This window comes from Brachybacterium endophyticum (assembly GCF_003130585.1).
GTDB classification, from domain to species: Bacteria; Actinomycetota; Actinomycetes; order Actinomycetales; family Dermabacteraceae; genus Brachybacterium; species Brachybacterium endophyticum.
Genome location: NZ_QFKX01000002.1, coordinates 125286 through 142168, shown reverse-complemented (window position 1 = coordinate 142168; position 16883 = coordinate 125286). Strand labels below are relative to the sequence as shown.

15 protein-coding genes are annotated in these 16883 nt (G+C 71.3%); 4 read left to right on the top strand and 11 right to left on the bottom strand.

Features of this window, described 5'->3' with window-relative positions; translation table 11 throughout:
* Window positions 1–9: 9 nt before the first annotated feature.
* Window positions 10–891 (bottom strand): aldo/keto reductase, encoded by an 882-nt coding sequence (locus DEO23_RS05065; protein ID WP_109274945.1) that lies wholly within the window; start codon window positions 889–891, stop codon window positions 10–12.
* Window positions 892–993: 102 nt separating this feature from the next.
* On the opposite strand from DEO23_RS05065, the gene DEO23_RS05060 reads away from it, so the two are divergent.
* The gene (locus tag DEO23_RS05060) at window positions 994–1317 is read left to right on the top strand and encodes a putative quinol monooxygenase (protein WP_109275590.1); all 324 of its coding nucleotides are present in this window, start codon (window positions 994–996) and stop codon (window positions 1315–1317) included.
* The gene (locus DEO23_RS05055) at window positions 1311–1856 is read left to right on the top strand and encodes a DUF1697 domain-containing protein (RefSeq protein WP_240613225.1); all 546 of its coding nucleotides are present in this window, start codon (window positions 1311–1313) and stop codon (window positions 1854–1856) included. The genes DEO23_RS05060 and DEO23_RS05055 overlap by 7 nt, the downstream gene beginning before the upstream one ends.
* 164 nt (window positions 1857–2020) lie before the next feature.
* Here the strand turns inward: DEO23_RS05055 and DEO23_RS05050 are convergent, their stop codons facing one another.
* Entirely contained in the window at window positions 2021–3247 is a 1227-nt protein-coding gene (locus tag DEO23_RS05050; RefSeq protein ID WP_109274944.1) for an MFS transporter, read from the bottom strand.
* A gap of 210 nt (window positions 3248–3457) precedes the next feature.
* Between DEO23_RS05050 and DEO23_RS05045 the strand changes: the two genes are divergently transcribed.
* Entirely contained in the window at window positions 3458–3958 is a 501-nt protein-coding gene (locus tag DEO23_RS05045) for a MarR family winged helix-turn-helix transcriptional regulator (protein ID WP_109274943.1), read from the top strand.
* A 47-nt stretch (window positions 3959–4005) separates the two neighbouring features.
* Here the strand turns inward: DEO23_RS05045 and DEO23_RS05040 are convergent, their stop codons facing one another.
* The 8 genes from DEO23_RS05040 to DEO23_RS05005 all read right to left on the bottom strand — a co-directional run bounded on the left by DEO23_RS05040 (window position 4006) and on the right by DEO23_RS05005 (window position 13343).
* Window positions 4006–5022: a glycine betaine ABC transporter substrate-binding protein gene (locus DEO23_RS05040; RefSeq protein ID WP_109274942.1), complete on the bottom strand. Its 1017-nt coding sequence runs from the start codon at window positions 5020–5022 to the stop codon at window positions 4006–4008.
* A 2-nt stretch (window positions 5023–5024) separates the two neighbouring features.
* The gene (locus DEO23_RS05035; RefSeq protein ID WP_109274941.1) at window positions 5025–5795 is read right to left on the bottom strand and encodes an ABC transporter permease; all 771 of its coding nucleotides are present in this window, start codon (window positions 5793–5795) and stop codon (window positions 5025–5027) included.
* Window positions 5788–7023 (bottom strand): ABC transporter ATP-binding protein, encoded by a 1236-nt coding sequence (locus tag DEO23_RS05030; protein ID WP_205678903.1) that lies wholly within the window; start codon window positions 7021–7023, stop codon window positions 5788–5790. The genes DEO23_RS05035 and DEO23_RS05030 overlap by 8 nt, the downstream gene beginning before the upstream one ends.
* A 121-nt stretch (window positions 7024–7144) precedes the next feature.
* Complete coding sequence (locus tag DEO23_RS05025; protein WP_109274940.1) at window positions 7145–7792, bottom strand: ABC transporter permease; 648 nt, start codon at window positions 7790–7792, stop codon at window positions 7145–7147.
* Between the two features lie 282 nt (window positions 7793–8074).
* Window positions 8075–9775 (bottom strand): nickel ABC transporter ATP-binding protein NikE, encoded by a 1701-nt coding sequence (gene nikE, locus DEO23_RS05020; RefSeq protein ID WP_109274939.1) that lies wholly within the window; start codon window positions 9773–9775, stop codon window positions 8075–8077.
* The gene (locus DEO23_RS05015) at window positions 9772–10680 is read right to left on the bottom strand and encodes an ABC transporter permease (protein ID WP_109274938.1); all 909 of its coding nucleotides are present in this window, start codon (window positions 10678–10680) and stop codon (window positions 9772–9774) included. Before DEO23_RS05015 ends, nikE begins: the two co-directional genes overlap by 4 nt.
* Window positions 10677–11642: an ABC transporter permease gene (locus tag DEO23_RS05010; RefSeq protein ID WP_109274937.1), complete on the bottom strand. Its 966-nt coding sequence runs from the start codon at window positions 11640–11642 to the stop codon at window positions 10677–10679. The genes DEO23_RS05015 and DEO23_RS05010 overlap by 4 nt, the downstream gene beginning before the upstream one ends.
* Before the next feature lie 3 nt (window positions 11643–11645).
* Window positions 11646–13343: an ABC transporter substrate-binding protein gene (locus DEO23_RS05005; protein WP_133249838.1), complete on the bottom strand. Its 1698-nt coding sequence runs from the start codon at window positions 13341–13343 to the stop codon at window positions 11646–11648.
* Window positions 13344–13418: 75 nt separating this feature from the next.
* Between DEO23_RS05005 and DEO23_RS05000 the strand changes: the two genes are divergently transcribed.
* A complete protein-coding gene (locus DEO23_RS05000; protein ID WP_109274935.1) occupies window positions 13419–15632 on the top strand; it encodes a S9 family peptidase in 2214 nt (737 codons plus the stop codon).
* Here the strand turns inward: DEO23_RS05000 and DEO23_RS04995 are convergent.
* Window positions 15616–16845, bottom strand: a complete 1230-nt coding sequence (locus DEO23_RS04995) for a M20 metallopeptidase family protein (protein ID WP_109274934.1) — start codon at window positions 16843–16845, stop codon at window positions 15616–15618. The genes DEO23_RS05000 and DEO23_RS04995 overlap by 17 nt on opposite strands.
* Between the last annotated feature and the right edge of the window lie 38 nt (window positions 16846–16883).

Genomic DNA, 16883 nt, shown 5'->3' with positions numbered 1-16883 from the left:
CCACTGACCTCAGGCCTCGGGGATCGGCCGACCGAAGGCCTCGAGGGTCATCGTGGACGGCTCGGGGCCTCCGCGGGTGCCGGTCTCGAGGTCGTCGATGCGGCCGAGCTCCTCGTCGCTGAGCTCGACCCCGAACAGATCGAAGTTCTCGGCGATACGGGCAGGTCGCACGGACTTCGGGATCACCTGGCGGCCCTCCTGGATGTGCCAGCGCAGGATCACCTGGGCAGGGGTCTTCCCGTGCGCGTCGGCGATCTCGGTGATCACCGGATCCTCGAGGGGGCTGCGCTTCTCGGTGCCGTAGGCGAAGACGCCTCCGATCGGGGACCAGGCCTGGGCGAGGATGCCGCGCTCGGCGCCCTTGGCGATCACCTCGCGCTGCTGGAAGTACGGGTGCATCTCGATCTGGTTGACACTCGGCGCGACGTCGGTGGCCTCGGCGAGGCGATCGAGATCCTCGACCATGAAGTTGCTGACGCCGATCGCCCGCACCTTCCCGTCGGCCAGCAGCTTCTCCAGCGCCTTGTAGGCGCCGATCGTCCGCTCGAAGTCGGTGGTCAGCGGCTGGTGCAGGATCAGCAGGTCCAGGTGGTCCAACCCGAGCTTGCCGGTCGCCTTCTCGAAGGCGTGGAGGGTCTCGTCGTAGCCGTAGTCGGAGATCCAGATCTTGGTCTCGACGAAGACGTCCCCACGCTCGAGGCCGGAGTCGGCGATCGCCTCCCCCACCCCGCGCTCGTTGCCGTAGGCGGCCGCGGTGTCGATGTGGCGGTAGCCGGTGCGCAGCGCCTCGGTGACCGCTTCCTTCGTCTCGTCGGGCGGGGTCTGGTAGACGCCGAATCCGACGACCGGGATCGTGACGCCGTTGTTCAGGGTGATGTCCGGTGTGCTCATGCGGCCACGGTAGACCTGCGGTCGCGCGGACCGACAGGTACTGGGAGGGCGAGGTTCCGCGAAGCGTGTGCCTGCGTCCGCATGCACCTCTACTCTCACCCCATGACCTTCATCAACGCGGGCACCCTGGGCACCGTTCCCGACCGGCGCGACGAGGTCGTCGCACTCCTGACCCGGCGTGACGAGCGCCTGCGGGACCTCGGCTGCCTCGCCTACGAGGTCGGCACGAACGACGAGGACCCCGACACCGTCTACGTCATGGAGGTCTGGCAGAGCGCCGAGGCCCACCAGGCATCCCTCCAGGACACCTCGGTCGCGTCCGCGATCCAGGAGGCGCGGCCTCTGCTGAACGGCGAGTTCGGAGGCTTCCGCTTCGAGGTGTCGGGATCACCTCTGCGCGGGTCGGACGACGGGAGCACATGGTGACCGGCTATGCCGCCCTGCTGCGCGCGGTCAACGTGGGCGGCACCGGAAAACTGCCGATGGTCGAACTGCGCCGGATGTGCACCGAGCTCGGTTTCCGGGACGTGCGCACCTACATCGCGAGCGGCAACGTCGTCCTGACCGCGGACGCCGACACGGCCGACGTACGCCACGCCCTCGAATCGCGCCTCGCGGAGTACGCGGGGCGGCCGGTCGGGGTCGTGGTGCTCACGCGGGACCAGATGCGCCGCGTGCTCCCCGCCAACCCCTTCCCCGAAGCTCCCGGGAACCGCACCGCCGTCATCTTCCTGGGCGAACCTGCACCCGAGGATGCCCTGGAGCACGCTCGGAACATCGCTGACGAGCAGATGGTGCTCGGCGAGCAGGAGATCTACGTTCTCTACCCATCGGGCATGGGCACCTCACGCCTGCGGATCCCCGCCGCCGAGAACGGGACCGCGCGCAACATCAACACGGTCGCGAAGCTCGTCGGGATGCTCGACGAGCTCGACGGGCTCGACGCGACCTCCGCAGCCGACTGAGCAGGCCGCGGAACCGCCGCGGGGCGAGGGTCTGAACGGGACGAATAGCGCATCATCTGCAGCATTTCGCAGATGATGCGCTATTCGTCCCGTCGCGGCCCGGCTACCGGGCAGCGACCGCGATGCGAGGGCCGGCGAGCTCGACGCGAGGCGTGGGCGCCCCCTCAGCGAGCGAGCGCCGACTCCGACCCCGCTGACTCCGGCTCCGAACCGACCCCGGCCGTCTCCTCGCGCCGTGCGGCGATCTCGCCGCCGCGCAGGCGTCCGGCCACCAGGTAGACCGCGAGTCCCACGAGGGTGATGACCGAGCCGGCCCACAGCGGGGAGGTGAAGCCCAGTCCGGCGGCGAGGGCGAGGCCGCCGATCCAGGCGCCGAAGGCGTTGCCCAGGTTGAACGCGGCGATGTTGGCGCCCGAGGCGAGGCTCGGACCGTCGGTCGCGTGGTTCATGATCCGCATCTGCAGACCGGGCACGGTCGCGAACCCGAACCCGCCCATCAGCACCAGGGCGATCACGGTCGCGATCTGCGAGGCGGCGGTGAGGGCGAAGACCGCGAGCACCACGGTGAGCACGGACAGGATCACCGTCAGGGTGGCGAACAGGTGGCGGTCGGCGAAGCGTCCGCCCAGCAGGTTGCCGCCGAACAGGCCGACGCCGAACAGCACGAGCAGCCACGGCACCGCGCCGGCACTGAAGCCGCTGACACCGGTGAGGGTGAAGGCGATGTAAGTGAAGGCGCCGAACATGCCGCCGTAGCCGAGGATGGTGACCAGGATCGACAGCCAGACCTGCTTGCTGCGGAAGATCCGGAACTCTGCCAGCACGCTGCCGCTGCGCTCGGGCGCAGGAGTCGAGGGGACGAGTGCGGCGATGCCGGCGAAGGCGATCACGCCGATCACGGTGATGGCCCAGAAGGTGGAACGCCACCCGGCGGCCTGACCGAGGAAGGTCCCCAGCGGGACGCCCGCGACGTTCGCGATCGTCAGGCCCGCGAACATGATCGAGATGGCCTGACCGCGGCGACCGGGATCCACGAGGTCGGCGGCGACGACCGCGCCGATGCCGAAGAAGGCTCCGTGGCACAGGGCGGCGACGATCCGTCCCAGCATCATCAGGGAGTAGGTGCCGGCGAGGGCCGAGAGCATGTTCCCGGCGATGAACAGGACGAGCAGGCTCAGCAGGGCCTTCTTGCGGTCGACCTTGCCCAGCAGGGTGGTCAGGAGGATGCCGCCGATGGCGACCGACAGGGCGTACCCCGAGATCAGGTAGCCGGCGACGGTCTCGGAGACGCCGAAGTCCGCGGCCACATCGGGCAGCAGCCCCATGATGACGAACTCGGTGAGCCCGATGCCGAAGCCGCCGAGGGCCAGGGCGAAGAGTGCTGCGGGCATGAGTGCTTCTCTTTCAGCAGAGGGTGTCGGGACGACCGCACGCCCCGCGTCACAGCCCCCAAGGAGCCTCAGATACCCAGCGCGTGCAATCATTGCGTGCGCAATGAGAAGAGATAGTTGCACACGCGCGCTTTCCGCGCAAGCTGGTAGACTTGGGGACGTGATGAGGCACGCGACGGCAGCACCGTCGCGGCAGGAGGAGGAGGAGACATGGGTATCGCGGACGACGCGGTCGAGATCCGTGCGCGCGGCTGGCGCACGCTCGCAGCACTGCACGGACTGATCGAGACCGAGCTCGAGCGCGCCCTGCAGGCGGAGCACGGGATCTCCGTCGTCGAGTTCACCGTGCTGGACGCCCTCAGCCGCCAGGACGGCTGGCACATGCGCATGCAGCAGCTCGCCCGGGCCGCCGCGCTCTCCAGCAGCGCGACGACACGCCTGGTCACACGCCTGGAGGACCGCGGCCTGCTCACGCGCGTGCTCTGCCAAGACGACCGCCGCGGCATCTACACCGAGCCGACGCCCGAGGGGCGAGCCCTGCTGCGCACGGCACGTCCCACCCACGACCTCGTCCTCGAGCAGACGCTCGAGCAGGCGGCGCAGCGACCCGAGCTCGCCCACCTCGTGGAGGCGCTCCATGGCCTGCCCGAGGAACGGATCGAGGGGCGGGCCGACGAGCAGCCCGAGGAACGGGTCGACGAACGGGTCTGACCCGCCATCGGCGTGCGTCGCCCGCTTCCTTCGCGCAGGTCCTGCGTCTACGCCTCGGCGACCAGGCCCTTCTCCACCATGAAGTCGAAGGCGACGTCCGCGGGTAGCTCCCCACCCTCGTCGACCCGGAGGTTCAGCGAGCGCAGCGCGGAATCGGTGAGCACCGGCGAGACCTTCTCGAAGACGTCCTTCAGACCCGGGTACTTCTTCAGCACCTTGGTGCCCAGCACCGGCGCCACGTTGTAGGCCGGGAAGTAGCCGCGGTCGTCCTCGAGGATCGACAGGTCGAGGCTCTGGATGCGGCCGTCGGTCGTGAAGACCTCACCGAAGTTGCAGGTCCCGCTGTCGGTCGCGGTGTAGACGGCGCCGGTGTCGTACAGGCTGATGTTCTTCGCGGGGACGCCGTCGTCCTCGCCGCGCGGGATCCCGTACTCCTTCAGCAGCGGGACCAGGCCGTCGGCCCGGGAGTTGAACTCGGACTCCACGCAGATGGTGCGGTCCTTCACCGGGAGGTCCGCGATCTGGCTGAGCTTGGTGATGCCGCCGAGCTTCTCGACGGCCTCGCTGCGCACGGCGAGGGCGTAGGTGTTGTTCAGCGGGGCGGGCGGCAGCCAGGTCAGGCCGTTGGCGAGGTCCGCGTCACGCACGGCCGTCCACTGCTTCTTCTTGTCGGGGATGCCCTTGGTCTCCCCCATGTACGTCAGCCACGCCGTCCCGGTGTACTCCCAGGTCATGTCCGCGCCGCCGGAGGTCATCAGCTCGCGCACCGGCACGCTGCCGGGCACGTTGGTGAGGTCGGTGACCTCGAACCCGGCGGCCTGCGCGGCCAGCACGCCGATCTTGCCCAGGATCAGCTGCTCGGTGAAGTTCTTGCCGGTCACCGTGAGCCGTGCCCCCTGGGGCAGGTCCTTGATCGGCTGGATCCCGGCGGGGGCCACCTTGGGGGTGTAGGCGGTCGCTGGGCGCAGCCCGCAGCCCGCGAGCGGCAGCAGGGAGAGTGCGGCGAGGGCGCCGAAACCGCGGCGGCCGATGCGGCGCGAGCCCAGGGAACGGGGATCGGACATGGTCACAGTCCCTTCGGTCGGGCGACGTGCTCGACGACGCGGCCCACCCAGTCCACGATCAGCGCGAGCACGGCGATCAGCAGCGCTCCCGAGATCAGGACGGAGAACAGGTAGAGGTTGACCCCGGTGGTGATCAGCAGGCCCAGCCCGCCGCCGCTGACGAAGGCGGCGAGTGAGGCTGTGCCCACGAGCAGCACGAGCGCGGTGCGGATCCCGGAGAGCATCACCGGCACCGCGAGGGGGAGCTCGACGCGCAGCAGCACCGACGCCGCGGTCATGCCCATCCCCCGCCCGGCCTCGACCAGACGCTGGTCCACGCCGCGGATGCCGATCATGGTGTTGCGCAGGACCGGCAGGATCGCGTACAGCACGAGCGCGATGATCGAGGCGCGGAAGCCGTCGGGGACCAGCATGAACAGCAGCACGATCAGCCCGACGGCGGGCGCGGCCTGGCCGAAGTTCGCGATCGCCAGGACGGGCTCCGCGATCTTCCGGAACGGCCCACGGGTGAGCAGGATCCCGAGCGGGATGGCGATCACCAGCACGATCACCGTGGCGACGATCGTCAGCGCGAGGTGCTGGCCGGTCAGCTCCAGGATCGTGGAGAGGTTCAGGGTGTTGCGCTCGGTGGGGCTGAGCGGCGCGTTCGCGACCCAGATCCCGAAGCCGAAGAGGATCGCGAGCAGCACCAGGATCTGGATGCCGAGCGCGCGCCACCCGCGCACGGACTCGGTGGTCGTGCCGGTGCCGGATGCGGTCGTGGCCTCAGTCATCGCTCACCGGTCCCACTGCGGCGTCGCCCGGGTTCGCGGGCCGCTGCTCGTCGGAGGCGGCGGGGACCGCTGCGACCGCGCCGGTGTTGGTGCCCACGGGCGCGTCGTCGGAGCGCTCGGCGGCGGCCTCGCGGGCGCTGCTGATCGCGTCCATGATCGTCTCGACGTCCACGACGCCCTCGAAGACGCCGCTGCGCCCGGTCACCAGCGTCGCGCCCGCACTGGAGACGAGCATGGTGTCCAGGGCGTCGTTGAGGGTCGCTCCCGAGCCGACGAGCGGCATCGCGGGATCCAGCTGGGCGGGCAGCCGCGTCATCCGCGACAGGGCCCGACGGGAGGGCCAGGCGATCGGGCGTCCGCGCTCGTCCACGACGACCACATGATCGTGGCCTGCGGCTTCGGCGCGGCGCAGCGCCTCGGCCGCATTCGCTCCGGCCTTCGCCACGACCGCGTCGGCCGCCTCGACCTCGCGCACGCGGCGCAGGCCCAGCTGCTTGAGGGCGGCACCGGAGCCGATGAAGTTCTCGACGAACTCGTCGGCCGGCTCGGCGAGGATCCGCTCGGGGGTGTCGTACTGGACGATCTGCGCGCCCTCGCGGAAGACGACGATCCAGTCGCCCAGCTTGACCGCCTCGTCGAAGTCGTGGGTCACGATCACCATGGTCTTGTGGACCTCGTGCTGGATGCGGATGAGCTCGTCCTGCAGGCGCTGGCGGGTGATCGGGTCGACCGCGCCGAAGGGCTCGTCCATGAGCAGCACGGGCGGGTCGGCGGCGAGCGCACGGGCCACGCCCACGCGCTGCTGCTGTCCGCCCGAGAGCTCCTTGGGGTAGCGCGAGCGGTAGACGTCGGGGTCCAGGCCCACGAGGTCCAGCAGCTCCTCGACGCGGGCGGCGATGCGCGCCTTGTCCCAGCGCAGCATCTTGGGCACCAGGGCGATGTTCTGGGCGACGGTCATGTGCGGGAAGAGGCCACCGGCCTGGATGACGTAGCCGATGCGGCGGCGCAGCTCGTCGCCGTCGATCGAGGTGACGTCCTCGCCGCCGAGGACGATGCGCCCCTCGGTCGGCTCGATCAGCCGGTTGATCATCTTCAGGGTCGTGGTCTTGCCGCAGCCCGAGGGGCCGACGAGCATCACGACCTGGCCGTCGGGGATCTCGAGGGTCACGCCGTTCACGGCCGGTCGCTTCTGGCCGGGGTAGCGCTTGGTGACGTTGTCCAACCAGATCGAGCGGCCCGTGGTCTCGCGATCGGTCTGCTCGTCCGCGGTCTGCGCGTCGGCGGGCTGCGAACCCGTGGTCTGCGAGCCGGGCGCCTGCTCGTCGGCGGTCTCGGTGCGGGGGTCGATGTCAGCCACGGATGCCCTTCGAAGTCGTGAGTCTGCCGATGCCCAGCAGCAGGAGGTCGAGGATCAGGGCGAGCAGGATGACGCCGACCGTGCCGGTCACGACCGATTCGATCGCCCCCGACCCGCCCAGGCGGGAGAGCCCTTGGAAGATGAAGCCGCCCAGTCCCGGTCCCAGCACGTAGGCGGCGACGGCGGCCACGCCCATCACCATCTGGGCGGAGATGCGCACCCCGCTGAGGATCACCGGCCAGGCGAGCGGCAGCTCGACCCGCAGGAAGATCCCCAGCCGGCTCATGCCGAGCCCGCGGGCGGACTCGATGAGGGCCGGGTCGACGCCGGCGAGGCCCACGATGGCGTTGCGCAGGATCGGCAGGGCCGCGAAGAAGACGACGACCACGACCGCGGGGGTCACCCCGAAGCCGAACGGCGCGACCATCAGGCCGATCAGGGCGAAGGAGGGGATGGTCAGGCCGATGGCGCTGACAGCGTTGGCCACGCCGCGCAGGGTCTGCGAACGGTGGACGAGAGCGGCCAGGAGCACCGCGATGACGGTGGCGAGGATCAGCGACTGGGCGACGAGACTGAGATGCTGCAGAGCGGCGAAGAGGATCTCGCTGGAGCGCGAGCGCACGAATTCGCCGAGTTCCACAGAATCGCCTTCGCTCTCATTCGGGGGACGCCATCGGGTGATGGGCGGACGGACCGCCGTGAGGTGTCGTTCCCGTCGGCGAGGCCGTGTCGACCGTAGGGCGAGGCGCAGCGAATCTCAAGCGCACGGGCTTCCGTGGGCCGTCGGAGAGGTCCATCGGAGCGGTCGAGCCGATGCCATGAGTTCGCGTTTCGTGCGGGGAGGAAGGAATTCCGGAGGGTCGACGGAGTTCTCGGTCACGATCGCGTAACTCCTCCCGCCGACAGCCCCGGAGAGTTCTCCTCAGTCGCCTTCCGCGTCCCCTTCCCGCCCGGGGATCGCGGCGATCAGCTCACGGGTGTACGGCGTCCGCGGAGCGGAGAAGACGTCGCTCGTGCGCCCCCGTTCGAGGACCTCGCCCCGACGCATCACCAGCACGTCCCGGCAGACCTGCTGCAGGACGCCGAGGTCGTGCGTGATGAACACGAGCGCGAGATGGCGCTCGCGCTGGAGCCTCGCGAGCAGCGCGAGGATCTGCGCCTGCACGGTCACGTCGAGCGCCGAGACGGCCTCGTCGCACACCAGCACCTGCGGCTCGACGCTCAGGGCGCGGGCGATCGCCACGCGCTGCAGCTGCCCTCCCGAGAGCTCGTCGGGTCGCCGTGCGGCGAGCGAAGGGTCCAGGCCGACGTCCGTGAACAGGCTGTGGAGCAGCTCGGGGCGGCCAGCCCGCGAGCGCGGGGTGAGCGCGCGGACGGGTTCGAGGACCGACCACCCGACGGTGCGCGCGGGGTCGAAGGAGGAGTGGGGGTTCTGGAAGACGGGCTGGACGACCCGCCGGATGGCACGGTCCCCGCGGGAGACGGGCCGCCCGGAGACCTTCACCTCCCCCGTGTCGGGACTCGTCAGCCCCAGCAGGATGCGCGCGAGAGTGGTCTTCCCGGACCCGGACTCCCCCGCGATGCCGACGCTGTCGCCGGGCCGGACCTGGAGGTCCGTCGGACGCAGGGCGTGGACGGGATCGCGGCGGCCGCCGAAGCTCTTGGCGGCGCCTTCGATGTGCACGAGCGGTGGCGCGCCCGCCTCGGGGACCGGCGGGTGGATGGCCTCCAGGGTGCGCGAACGCCCGGGGATCGCCTCGACGAGGGCCCGCGTGTAGGGATGCTCGGGAGAGCTGAGGAGACGGCGGCTCGGCCCCTCGTCGACCACGCTCCCCCGTCGCAGCGCGAGGGTGCGGTCTGTGCGGTCGGCGGCGATCGCGAGGTCGTGGGTGATCAGCAGGAGCGCGGTGCCGTGCGAGGCGGTGAGCTCGCCGATCCGGTCGAGGATCCCGCGCTGGACCGTCACGTCCAGGGCGCTGGTCGGCTCGTCGGCGATGATCAGACGGGGCTCGGTGACGATCGCGGCGGCGATCAGGACACGCTGTCGCTGGCCGCCGGAGAGCTCGTGCGGTCTCCGGCCCGCGAGGGCCTCGGCGTCCTGGAGCCCCGCGTCCCGCAGCGCCTGCAGGGCGCGATCGCGATGATCGCGCGGATCCCCGATGCGGTGCACGCGCAGGGGCTCGACCACCTGGTCGAGGACTCTTCTCAGCGGGTCGAGGGAGCCACCCGGATCCTGCGGGACGTACCCCACGTCGCGCCCGCGCAGGCGTCGCGCCGCTCGATCCCCCACGGCGAGCAGGTCCTCGCCGCCCAGTCGCACGGAGCCCGCGACCCTGGCGCGCTGTCCCAGGAGCCCGAGGACGGCGCGCGCGATGCTCGACTTGCCCGACCCCGATTCGCCCACGAGCGCGACGGACTCGCGCTCGGCGATCGTGAGGGAGACGCCCCCGACGGCGCTCGCGATCCGCCCGCGTCGCGTGTACTGCACGCTCAGGTCGCGGAGGTCCAGGACTTGCTCGGCGCCGGACCCGGAGGGCGGGACGCCGTGCGCCTCCCGCGCGGCGGGCTCGCCGCTCACCCGATGGGCCCGTCGACGGACGTGCTCTGCCGTGTCGCTGCTCATCGGACCTCCCGGGTGCCGATCCCGCGGCTGATCCTGTTGACGCTGAGCACGGTCAGCGCGGCCACGAGAGAGGGGAAGAGCGTCCACCACCAGGCGCTCGCGATGTAGGTGCGGCCCTCGTTGATCTGGGATCCCCATTCGGGCTGCGGGGGAACGGCCCCGAACCCGAGGAAGCTCAGGGAGGCGACGGCGAGGATCGCGCCGCCCAGGTCGATGCCGGCGACCACGGCGATGGCGCCGGAGGCATTGGGGACCACGTGGGTCAGGATCGCGACCGGGCGACGGGTGCCGCTCGTGGTCGCCGCATCCATGTACGGCAGGCCGATGATGCGCAGGGTCTCCGCGCGGGCGATGCGGACCATGCCCGGGATCCCGGAGATCCCGACGGCGATCGCGACCTTGTCGACGCCGAAGCCGAGGGCGGAGATGATCGCCAGCGAGAGCAGCAGCCCGGGGATCGAGACCAGCACCTCGACGGCACGGGAGATCACCGCATCGAGGATGCCGCCGGCGTATCCGGCGATCATGCCCAGCAGACCTCCGCAGACGAGGGAGATCAGCACGGCGACGAGACCCGCGAGCAGGGACGACCGGGCACCGTGGACCACCCGGCTGTAGACGTCGCGGCCGTTGAGATCGGTGCCGAACCAGAACCTGCCGCTCGGCGGCGCGAGGGAGGGGCCGACGGCACGGACGGGATCGGTGGGGGCGAAGAGATCCGGCACCAGGACCCAGCCCACGAGCAGCAGCAGGAAGACCGACGCCGCGGCGATGCCCGGGTGCGAGGCCACCGCCCGGGGCAGTCCGCGCAGGGAGGCGCGGACCGGGGTGCGGCTCGGATCCGTGCCCGGGGCCGTGCCGGCAGCCGTGCCGACGGCGCCGACGGGGTCGCGCAGGACACTCATCGCCGACCTCCCCGTGCGGCCGGGGAGACCACCCGGGGGTCGATGAGCGGGTAGCTCAGATCGACCACCAGGGTGACCAGGACGTACAGGCCGCCGGTGAGGACGATCAGGGCCTGGATCAGCGGGAAGTCGCGCGCGGTGACGGCCTCGACGTAGAGGTTGCCGATCCCGGGCCGGCCGAAGATCGTCTCGATGATCGCCGCCCCGGAGACCACGCCGCCCACCAGCATCCCGATGATCGTGTAGACGGGAAGGCTCGCGTTGCGCAGCACGTGCGAGAGGACCACCTGGGCGTTCCCCAGTCCGCGCGCACGGGCGACCTCGACGTACCCCTCGGCGGAGACCTCGCGGATGCTGCGGGAGAACACCTGACCGAGGGTGCCCGCACCGAGCAGCGCGATGGTGAGCGACGGCAGAACGATCGAGCCGGGTCCGTCGGCCCCGAAGGCGGGGAACCACCCCAGGCGGAACGAGAAGATCTGCAGCAGCAGGATCGCCATCACGAAGGAGGGCACGGCGATCCCCACCACGGTCACCGCCTGGAAGGTCGAGCGCGCCCAGGCGGTGGGCAGGAGCACGCTGCCCAGGGCGAAGGCGACGCCCAGGAGGACGAGCAGGACCAGGCTCACCAGGCCCAGCTCGAGCGTCGACCCCAGGCTGTCGCCGATCACGGTCGCGACCGCCTGACGCTGACGGGAGTAGGCGGTCCCCCAGTCGAGCGTGAGCACCCTCCTGAGGTACCCCAGGTACTGCAGGACCAGCGGCTGGTCCAGGCCCATCTCGTCGCGGATCTGCGCGAGCTGCGAGGCGTCGGCGGCACCGGCGTCCCCCTGCCCGTTGCCCATGACGATCAGGCGGGCCGGATCGCCGGGCGTGAGCTGGACGATGACGAAGGAGAGGGTGATGGCGCCCCAGAGCACCACGACGGCCTGGCCGAGGCGTCGGAGGACGTATCGCAGCATCGCTCAGCTCGCCGGCGCGAAGTCGGCGAAGGCCGGCTTGTTCTCGGCGTCCAGCCGGATCCCGCGGATGGACTTCGAGTCCGCGCTGACGGAGATCGCGTCCACCAGCGGGAAGGAGTACCCGCCCTCCAGCAGGAGGCGCTGGGCCTTCTCGGAGGCGGCCGCGCGCTCGTCGGCGTCCGTCGTGCTCTGGAGCGCGAGCAGGGCGTCGTCGATCTCGTGGATCGGGTGCCCGTAGAAGAACGACTGGTTCTCGTAGAACGAGCTGTAGACGACGCGCAGCACATCGGGATCGGCGCGCCCCTGGGTCCACGTGGACAGGTCGTACTTCGCGTCGTAGAGGCCGCTCTCGCTGGCCTGCGCCTCGGTCACGGGCTTCAGCTCGAACTCGATCCCGACCTTCTTCCACTGCGTCTGCAGCAGCTGGAAGAGCTGCTCGTAGACCGTGTTGCCGCTGGTGTACTGGATGGAGAGGCTCAGCCGGTCGCCCGCATCGTTGGTGCGGATGCCGTCCTCGCCAACCGTGCTCCACCCGGCGTCCTCGAGGATCTTCTCGGCCTTCTCCGGGTCGTGCTCGAGGAACTCCGACAGGTCCGCGGAACCGGGGGTGGAGGCCGTCAGCAGACCGGTCGCCGGCTCGACCTCCCCCTGGTAGATCCGCTTCGCGATCTCGGCCCGGTCCGTGGCCGGGTTGATCGCCCGGCGCACGGCCTCGTGCTCGAGGAGCGGCCGGTAGACGAGGGGGATCAGCGGGAAGGAGATCCCGCGGGTGGGGTTCTTCGACACCTCGAGCTGACCACCCTCGACGGCGGGAAGGGTCGAGGTGTCCAGCAGGAACGCGAAGTCGACCTGGCCCGAGGAGACCGCGCCCGCGAGGGTGGTGGGATCGGGGATGAAGGAGATCGCGATGCTCTCGTACGCGGCGGCCTTCTTGTTGTCGTACACCGAGGAGCCCCAGGCGTAGTCGTCCCGGCGCTTGAGGGTGATGGTCTTGCCGGGGGTGTAGTCCTCGAGCGTGTACGCGCCGCTGCCGATGACCTTCCCGGCGGCGACCTCCTTCGGATCCAGCTCCAGGGTCGCGTCGGCCAGGATGCTCAGGGTCTGGGTGGTCGCCGCCTGCAGGAACTGGGCGTTGGGCCCGTCGAAGCTGACCTTCGCCGTGTGCTCGTCGACGACCTCCGTTCCCTTGTACCCGCGCAGGTGGCTGGCGCCGATGTAGGCCAGGGCGCCGAGGTCCACGACCCGGTCGAAGTTCTTCTTCACGGAGGTCGCCGTGAACGCGGTGCCGTCGGAGAAGGTGACGCCGTCGCGCAGGTGGAAGGTGAACTGCGAGCTGTCGGCGTTGACCTCCCAGGACTCCGCGAGCCAGGGCACGATCTTCCCGGACCCGGGGTCCTGGTCGACGAGGGTGTCGGCGATCTGCCGGGCCACCGCCCGCGAGACGGTGTAGGGCGGCTGGTGGGGGTCGTAGTTCTCGCTGTCCTCGGGGAACCCCACCTTCAGCACCGAGGTGTCGGCCGATCCGGAGCCACCTGCCGAGGATCCGCTGCACGCGGCCAGGAGCGGCGCCGAGACGGCGGTCAGGGCGGCGAGCCCCGCGAGGGAACGGCGGGTGATGCGGGAGGAGGGGGACACGGGAACCACCTGGGGTGCGGAGGGGCGGACGGAGACGGCCACGAGCATCACGAGCGTCGTGAGCACGCCAGACACTATTAGTGGTTATGAGACCCCTTTGGTCAACTTATATGAACGATTAGCCGCTGGTACCGTCGGCCCGTGCACCCCTCCGACATCCGCCACCTGCACTCGCTGTCCACCCCTGCTCTCGCCGGCGACGGCAGCTTCGCGATCGTCGCCGCATCCCGGCCCGACGAGGCTGCGGATCGCAGCGTCGGCCAGCTCTGGCGGATCGAGCTCGATGACCAGCAGACGGGCGGGGACGCACGGCCCGCTGCATCCACGGAGGCGCCACGACGTCGCCTCACCCGTGGCATCGCCGAGTCCTCCCCCGCTCTCTCGGCCGACGGGACCGTGCTCGCCTTCCTGCGCCCGGACGCGCACGGCCACCCGCAGGTGCACCTGATGGATCCTCGCGGCGGCGAGCCTCTGCAGGTGACGGAGGCACCGCTGGGCGTGGGCGATTTCGTGCTCTCCGCCGAGGGTGCACGCCTGGCGTTCCTGGCCCGCGTCCCCGAGGTCGGCCGCTACGGCACCGTCGAGGGCATCTCCCCGGCGGCGGAGCCGGCCCGACGCATCGACAGCGTGCGCTGGCAGGCCAACGGCGTGGGGTGGACGAACGACCGCCCGCGCCAGGTGTTCGTGCTCGACCTCCCGACGCTGGACGTCGAGCCCGTCTACCCGCAGGTCGCCTCCCCGGACCACCGGGAGGGTTCCGGTCCGCGGGCCGGAACCCTCACTCCGACGACGGCGCGGCAGCTCACGGCCGGACCTGACGAGCACACCGCGATCGCCCTCAGCGCTGACGGCTCCCAGGTGTTCGCGGTGCGGGACCGCCTCGAGGATTCCGTCCGGGACCTGCGCACCGTGTTGGTCGGCCTGCGGGCCGACGGCGAGGGCACGACCTCGGAGACGGTCCTGCTGGAGGAGGCCGACAGGTTCACGATCGACCAGCTCACCGCCCTGCCCGACGGCCTGCTGGCGCTCCTCGCCCACAGGCCCGTGAACGGCCGCGACGCGATCGCCCCGGACCGGGCGCTGTGGGTCCTCGATCCCGGACCGGGACAGGATGCGCCGGGACGCGACGAGCGCGGCTCCGGCCCCCGGACACCCCCGCGCCGTCTCACCGACCCCGACCAGCTGGAGCTCACGGTCGCCGGTCCGCTGGTCGCCGTGGGCGATCAGGTGCTGGTCCACGAGCTCACGCGCGGGCGCATCCACCTCCACCTGGTCGGGCCGGACGGCACGGTCCGCGAGGTCCTCGGCGGTGATCTCGAGGCGCACGGCGCCGCGATCGCCCGTCCGCATCGCCCGACGCCGGACGTCGCAGACCAGGGTGGGCCCTCGGAGCAGGGCACGTCGGCCCCGACGGACCCCCTGGTGGTCCTCGCCGCGGTCTCCACGCCGCAGAGCGCAGGAGAGCTCGTGCAGGTGCGCCTCGCGCATCCCGCGGACCGGCCCTCGCAGCCGCGCTTCCTCACCGACCTCGGGAAGCAGCTGCGCGCCACGGGACTGGTCGTCCCCCGCGAGCTGGACGTCCCGACGCGCGACGGCAGCCAGGTGCACGGCTGGCTCGCCGTCCCCGAGGGCGAGGGTCCGTTCCCCGTGATCCTGATGATCCACGGCGGCCCCTTCGCCCACTACGGGGTCTCGGTGTTCGACGAGGTGCAGATCCTCGCCGCCGCCGGCTACGCCGTCGCCTACTGCAACCCGCGCGGCTCGGCCGGGTACGGGCGCGCCCACGGCCGCGCGATCCGTCACCGGATGGGGACGGACGACCACCACGACGTCCTGGACTTCCTCGAGGGCGCGATCGCCGCGGACGTAGAGCACGACGCTGTGCAGGACCGCGCGCGTCTCGACGGATCGCGACTGGGCATCATGGGCGGCTCCTACGGCGGTTTCCTCACGGCCTGGACGATCGCCCACGACCACCGCTTCGCCGCGGCGATCGTCGAGCGCGGCTTCCTGGACCCGGTGAGCTTCCAGGGCACCAGCGACATCGGCTCCTACTTCGGCGACGAGTACGTGGGCACAGACCCGGCGGCGATCGCCCGGCAGAGCCCCTTCGCGCACGTCGGCTCGGTGCTCACACCGACCCTCGTCATCCACTCCGAGCAGGACCTGCGCTGCCCCCTCGAACAGGGCACGCGCTACTACTCCGCGCTGCGGCGCCAGGGCGTGCCGTCCTCGCTGCTCGTCTTCCCCGGGGAGGACCACGAGCTCACTCGATCGGGCCGGCCCCGGCACCGACTGCAGCGCTTCGACGCGGTGCTGGACTGGTGGGAGAGGGCCTTCAGCGCCCCTTCGTGAGCGCCGTCCACGCGAGCGTCGCCAGCAGCAGCGCCTGGTCCTGGAGGACCGAGTCGTCGAACTGCGCGGACGGCGAGTGGTTGGAGGCGGGAGGATCCTGCGGGTCGTACCCCGCGGCCGCGCCGACGAAGCCGTAGGCGCCCGGGACAGCCTCGAGCACGCGGGAGAAGTCCTCGGAGCCGGTGCGCGGGTGCTCGAGCTGCTCGACCCTGCCCGCGCCGAAAAGCCCTGTGGCCACGTCCGTGAGCTCCTGCGCCCAGCCGGCGTCGTTGACGGTGGCGGGCATGATCTCCCGGAACTCCGCCGCCACCTCGAGACCGTGGGCGCGGCCGATCTGAGCCGCCAGCTCGGGCAGCTCACGCGACGCCCGGCGGACGCTCTCGGCACTGAAGGTGCGCACCCCCGCCCGCAGCACGGCCTGCTCGGGGATCACGTTCGGCGCGCTGCCGGCGTGGATCTCGCCCACGGTCACCACCACCGGGTCGAAGACGCTGAAGCGGCGGGTGACCTCCGTCTGCAACGCGAGCACGATCTCCGCGGCGGCGGGCACCGGGTCCAGCGCCTGGTGCGGGCGCGAGCCGTGACCGCCCGTGCCGATCACCGTGACGTCGAGGATCGAGTACGCCGCCATCAGGGCCCCGGCCCGTGTGCCGATCACGCCGGAGGGCGAGTCGGCGCCCACGTGGACCGCGAAGGCGCTCGTCGGCCGCTCCCCTGCTGCCTCCAGCAGACCCTCGGCGAGCATGGTCCCCGCGCCGTCGTATCCCTCCTCGCCGGGCTGGAACATGAGGATCACGCTGCCGGGCAGCTCCGCGCGCCGTGCGGCCAGCAGCCGGGCGGCGCCGATCAGCCCGGCGACGTGCAGGTCGTGACCGCAGGCGTGCATCGCCCCGTTGGTCGAGGCGAAGGGCAGGCCGGTCGCCTCGAGGATCGGCAGCGCGTCCATGTCACCGCGCAGCAGGGTCACCGGGCCGGGCAGGCCCCCGCGCAGCACCGCGACGACCGAGCTGATCCCGTCGCCCGTGATGATCTCGAGGTGGCGGTCCTCCAGACCGAGCGCCGCGAGCTCCTCGAGCACCCGGGCCTGCGTCCACGGCAGCTGCACCCCGACCTCGGGGTGGGCGTGCAGGTCGCGGCGCAGGGACTGCAGGTCGGCGAGGAAGCCGCCGGGGATGGCGAACGGGTGGAGCGGCGCGGAGGTGGATCGGGACATGCGGTCTCCTTCATCGGGCGGACGTCCTGCGGTCAGTC

Excerpts from the sequence above, each read along its gene's own strand:
- DEO23_RS05065 (WP_109274945.1), bottom strand. The coding sequence starts at position 891 with ATGAGCACACCGGACATCACCCTGAACAACGGCGTCACGATCCCGGTC.
- DEO23_RS05060 (WP_109275590.1), top strand. The coding sequence starts at position 994 with ATGACCTTCATCAACGCGGGCACCCTGGGCACCGTTCCCGACCGGCGC.
- DEO23_RS05055 (WP_240613225.1), top strand. The coding sequence starts at position 1,311 with ATGGTGACCGGCTATGCCGCCCTGCTGCGCGCGGTCAACGTGGGCGGC.
- DEO23_RS05050 (WP_109274944.1), bottom strand. The coding sequence starts at position 3,247 with ATGCCCGCAGCACTCTTCGCCCTGGCCCTCGGCGGCTTCGGCATCGGG.
- DEO23_RS05045 (WP_109274943.1), top strand. The coding sequence starts at position 3,458 with ATGGGTATCGCGGACGACGCGGTCGAGATCCGTGCGCGCGGCTGGCGC.
- DEO23_RS05040 (WP_109274942.1), bottom strand. The coding sequence starts at position 5,022 with ATGTCCGATCCCCGTTCCCTGGGCTCGCGCCGCATCGGCCGCCGCGGT.
- DEO23_RS05035 (WP_109274941.1), bottom strand. The coding sequence starts at position 5,795 with ATGACTGAGGCCACGACCGCATCCGGCACCGGCACGACCACCGAGTCC.
- nikE (WP_109274939.1), bottom strand. The coding sequence starts at position 9,775 with ATGAGCAGCGACACGGCAGAGCACGTCCGTCGACGGGCCCATCGGGTG.
- DEO23_RS05015 (WP_109274938.1), bottom strand. The coding sequence starts at position 10,680 with ATGAGTGTCCTGCGCGACCCCGTCGGCGCCGTCGGCACGGCTGCCGGC.
- DEO23_RS05010 (WP_109274937.1), bottom strand. The coding sequence starts at position 11,642 with ATGCTGCGATACGTCCTCCGACGCCTCGGCCAGGCCGTCGTGGTGCTC.
- DEO23_RS04995 (WP_109274934.1), bottom strand. The coding sequence starts at position 16,845 with ATGTCCCGATCCACCTCCGCGCCGCTCCACCCGTTCGCCATCCCCGGC.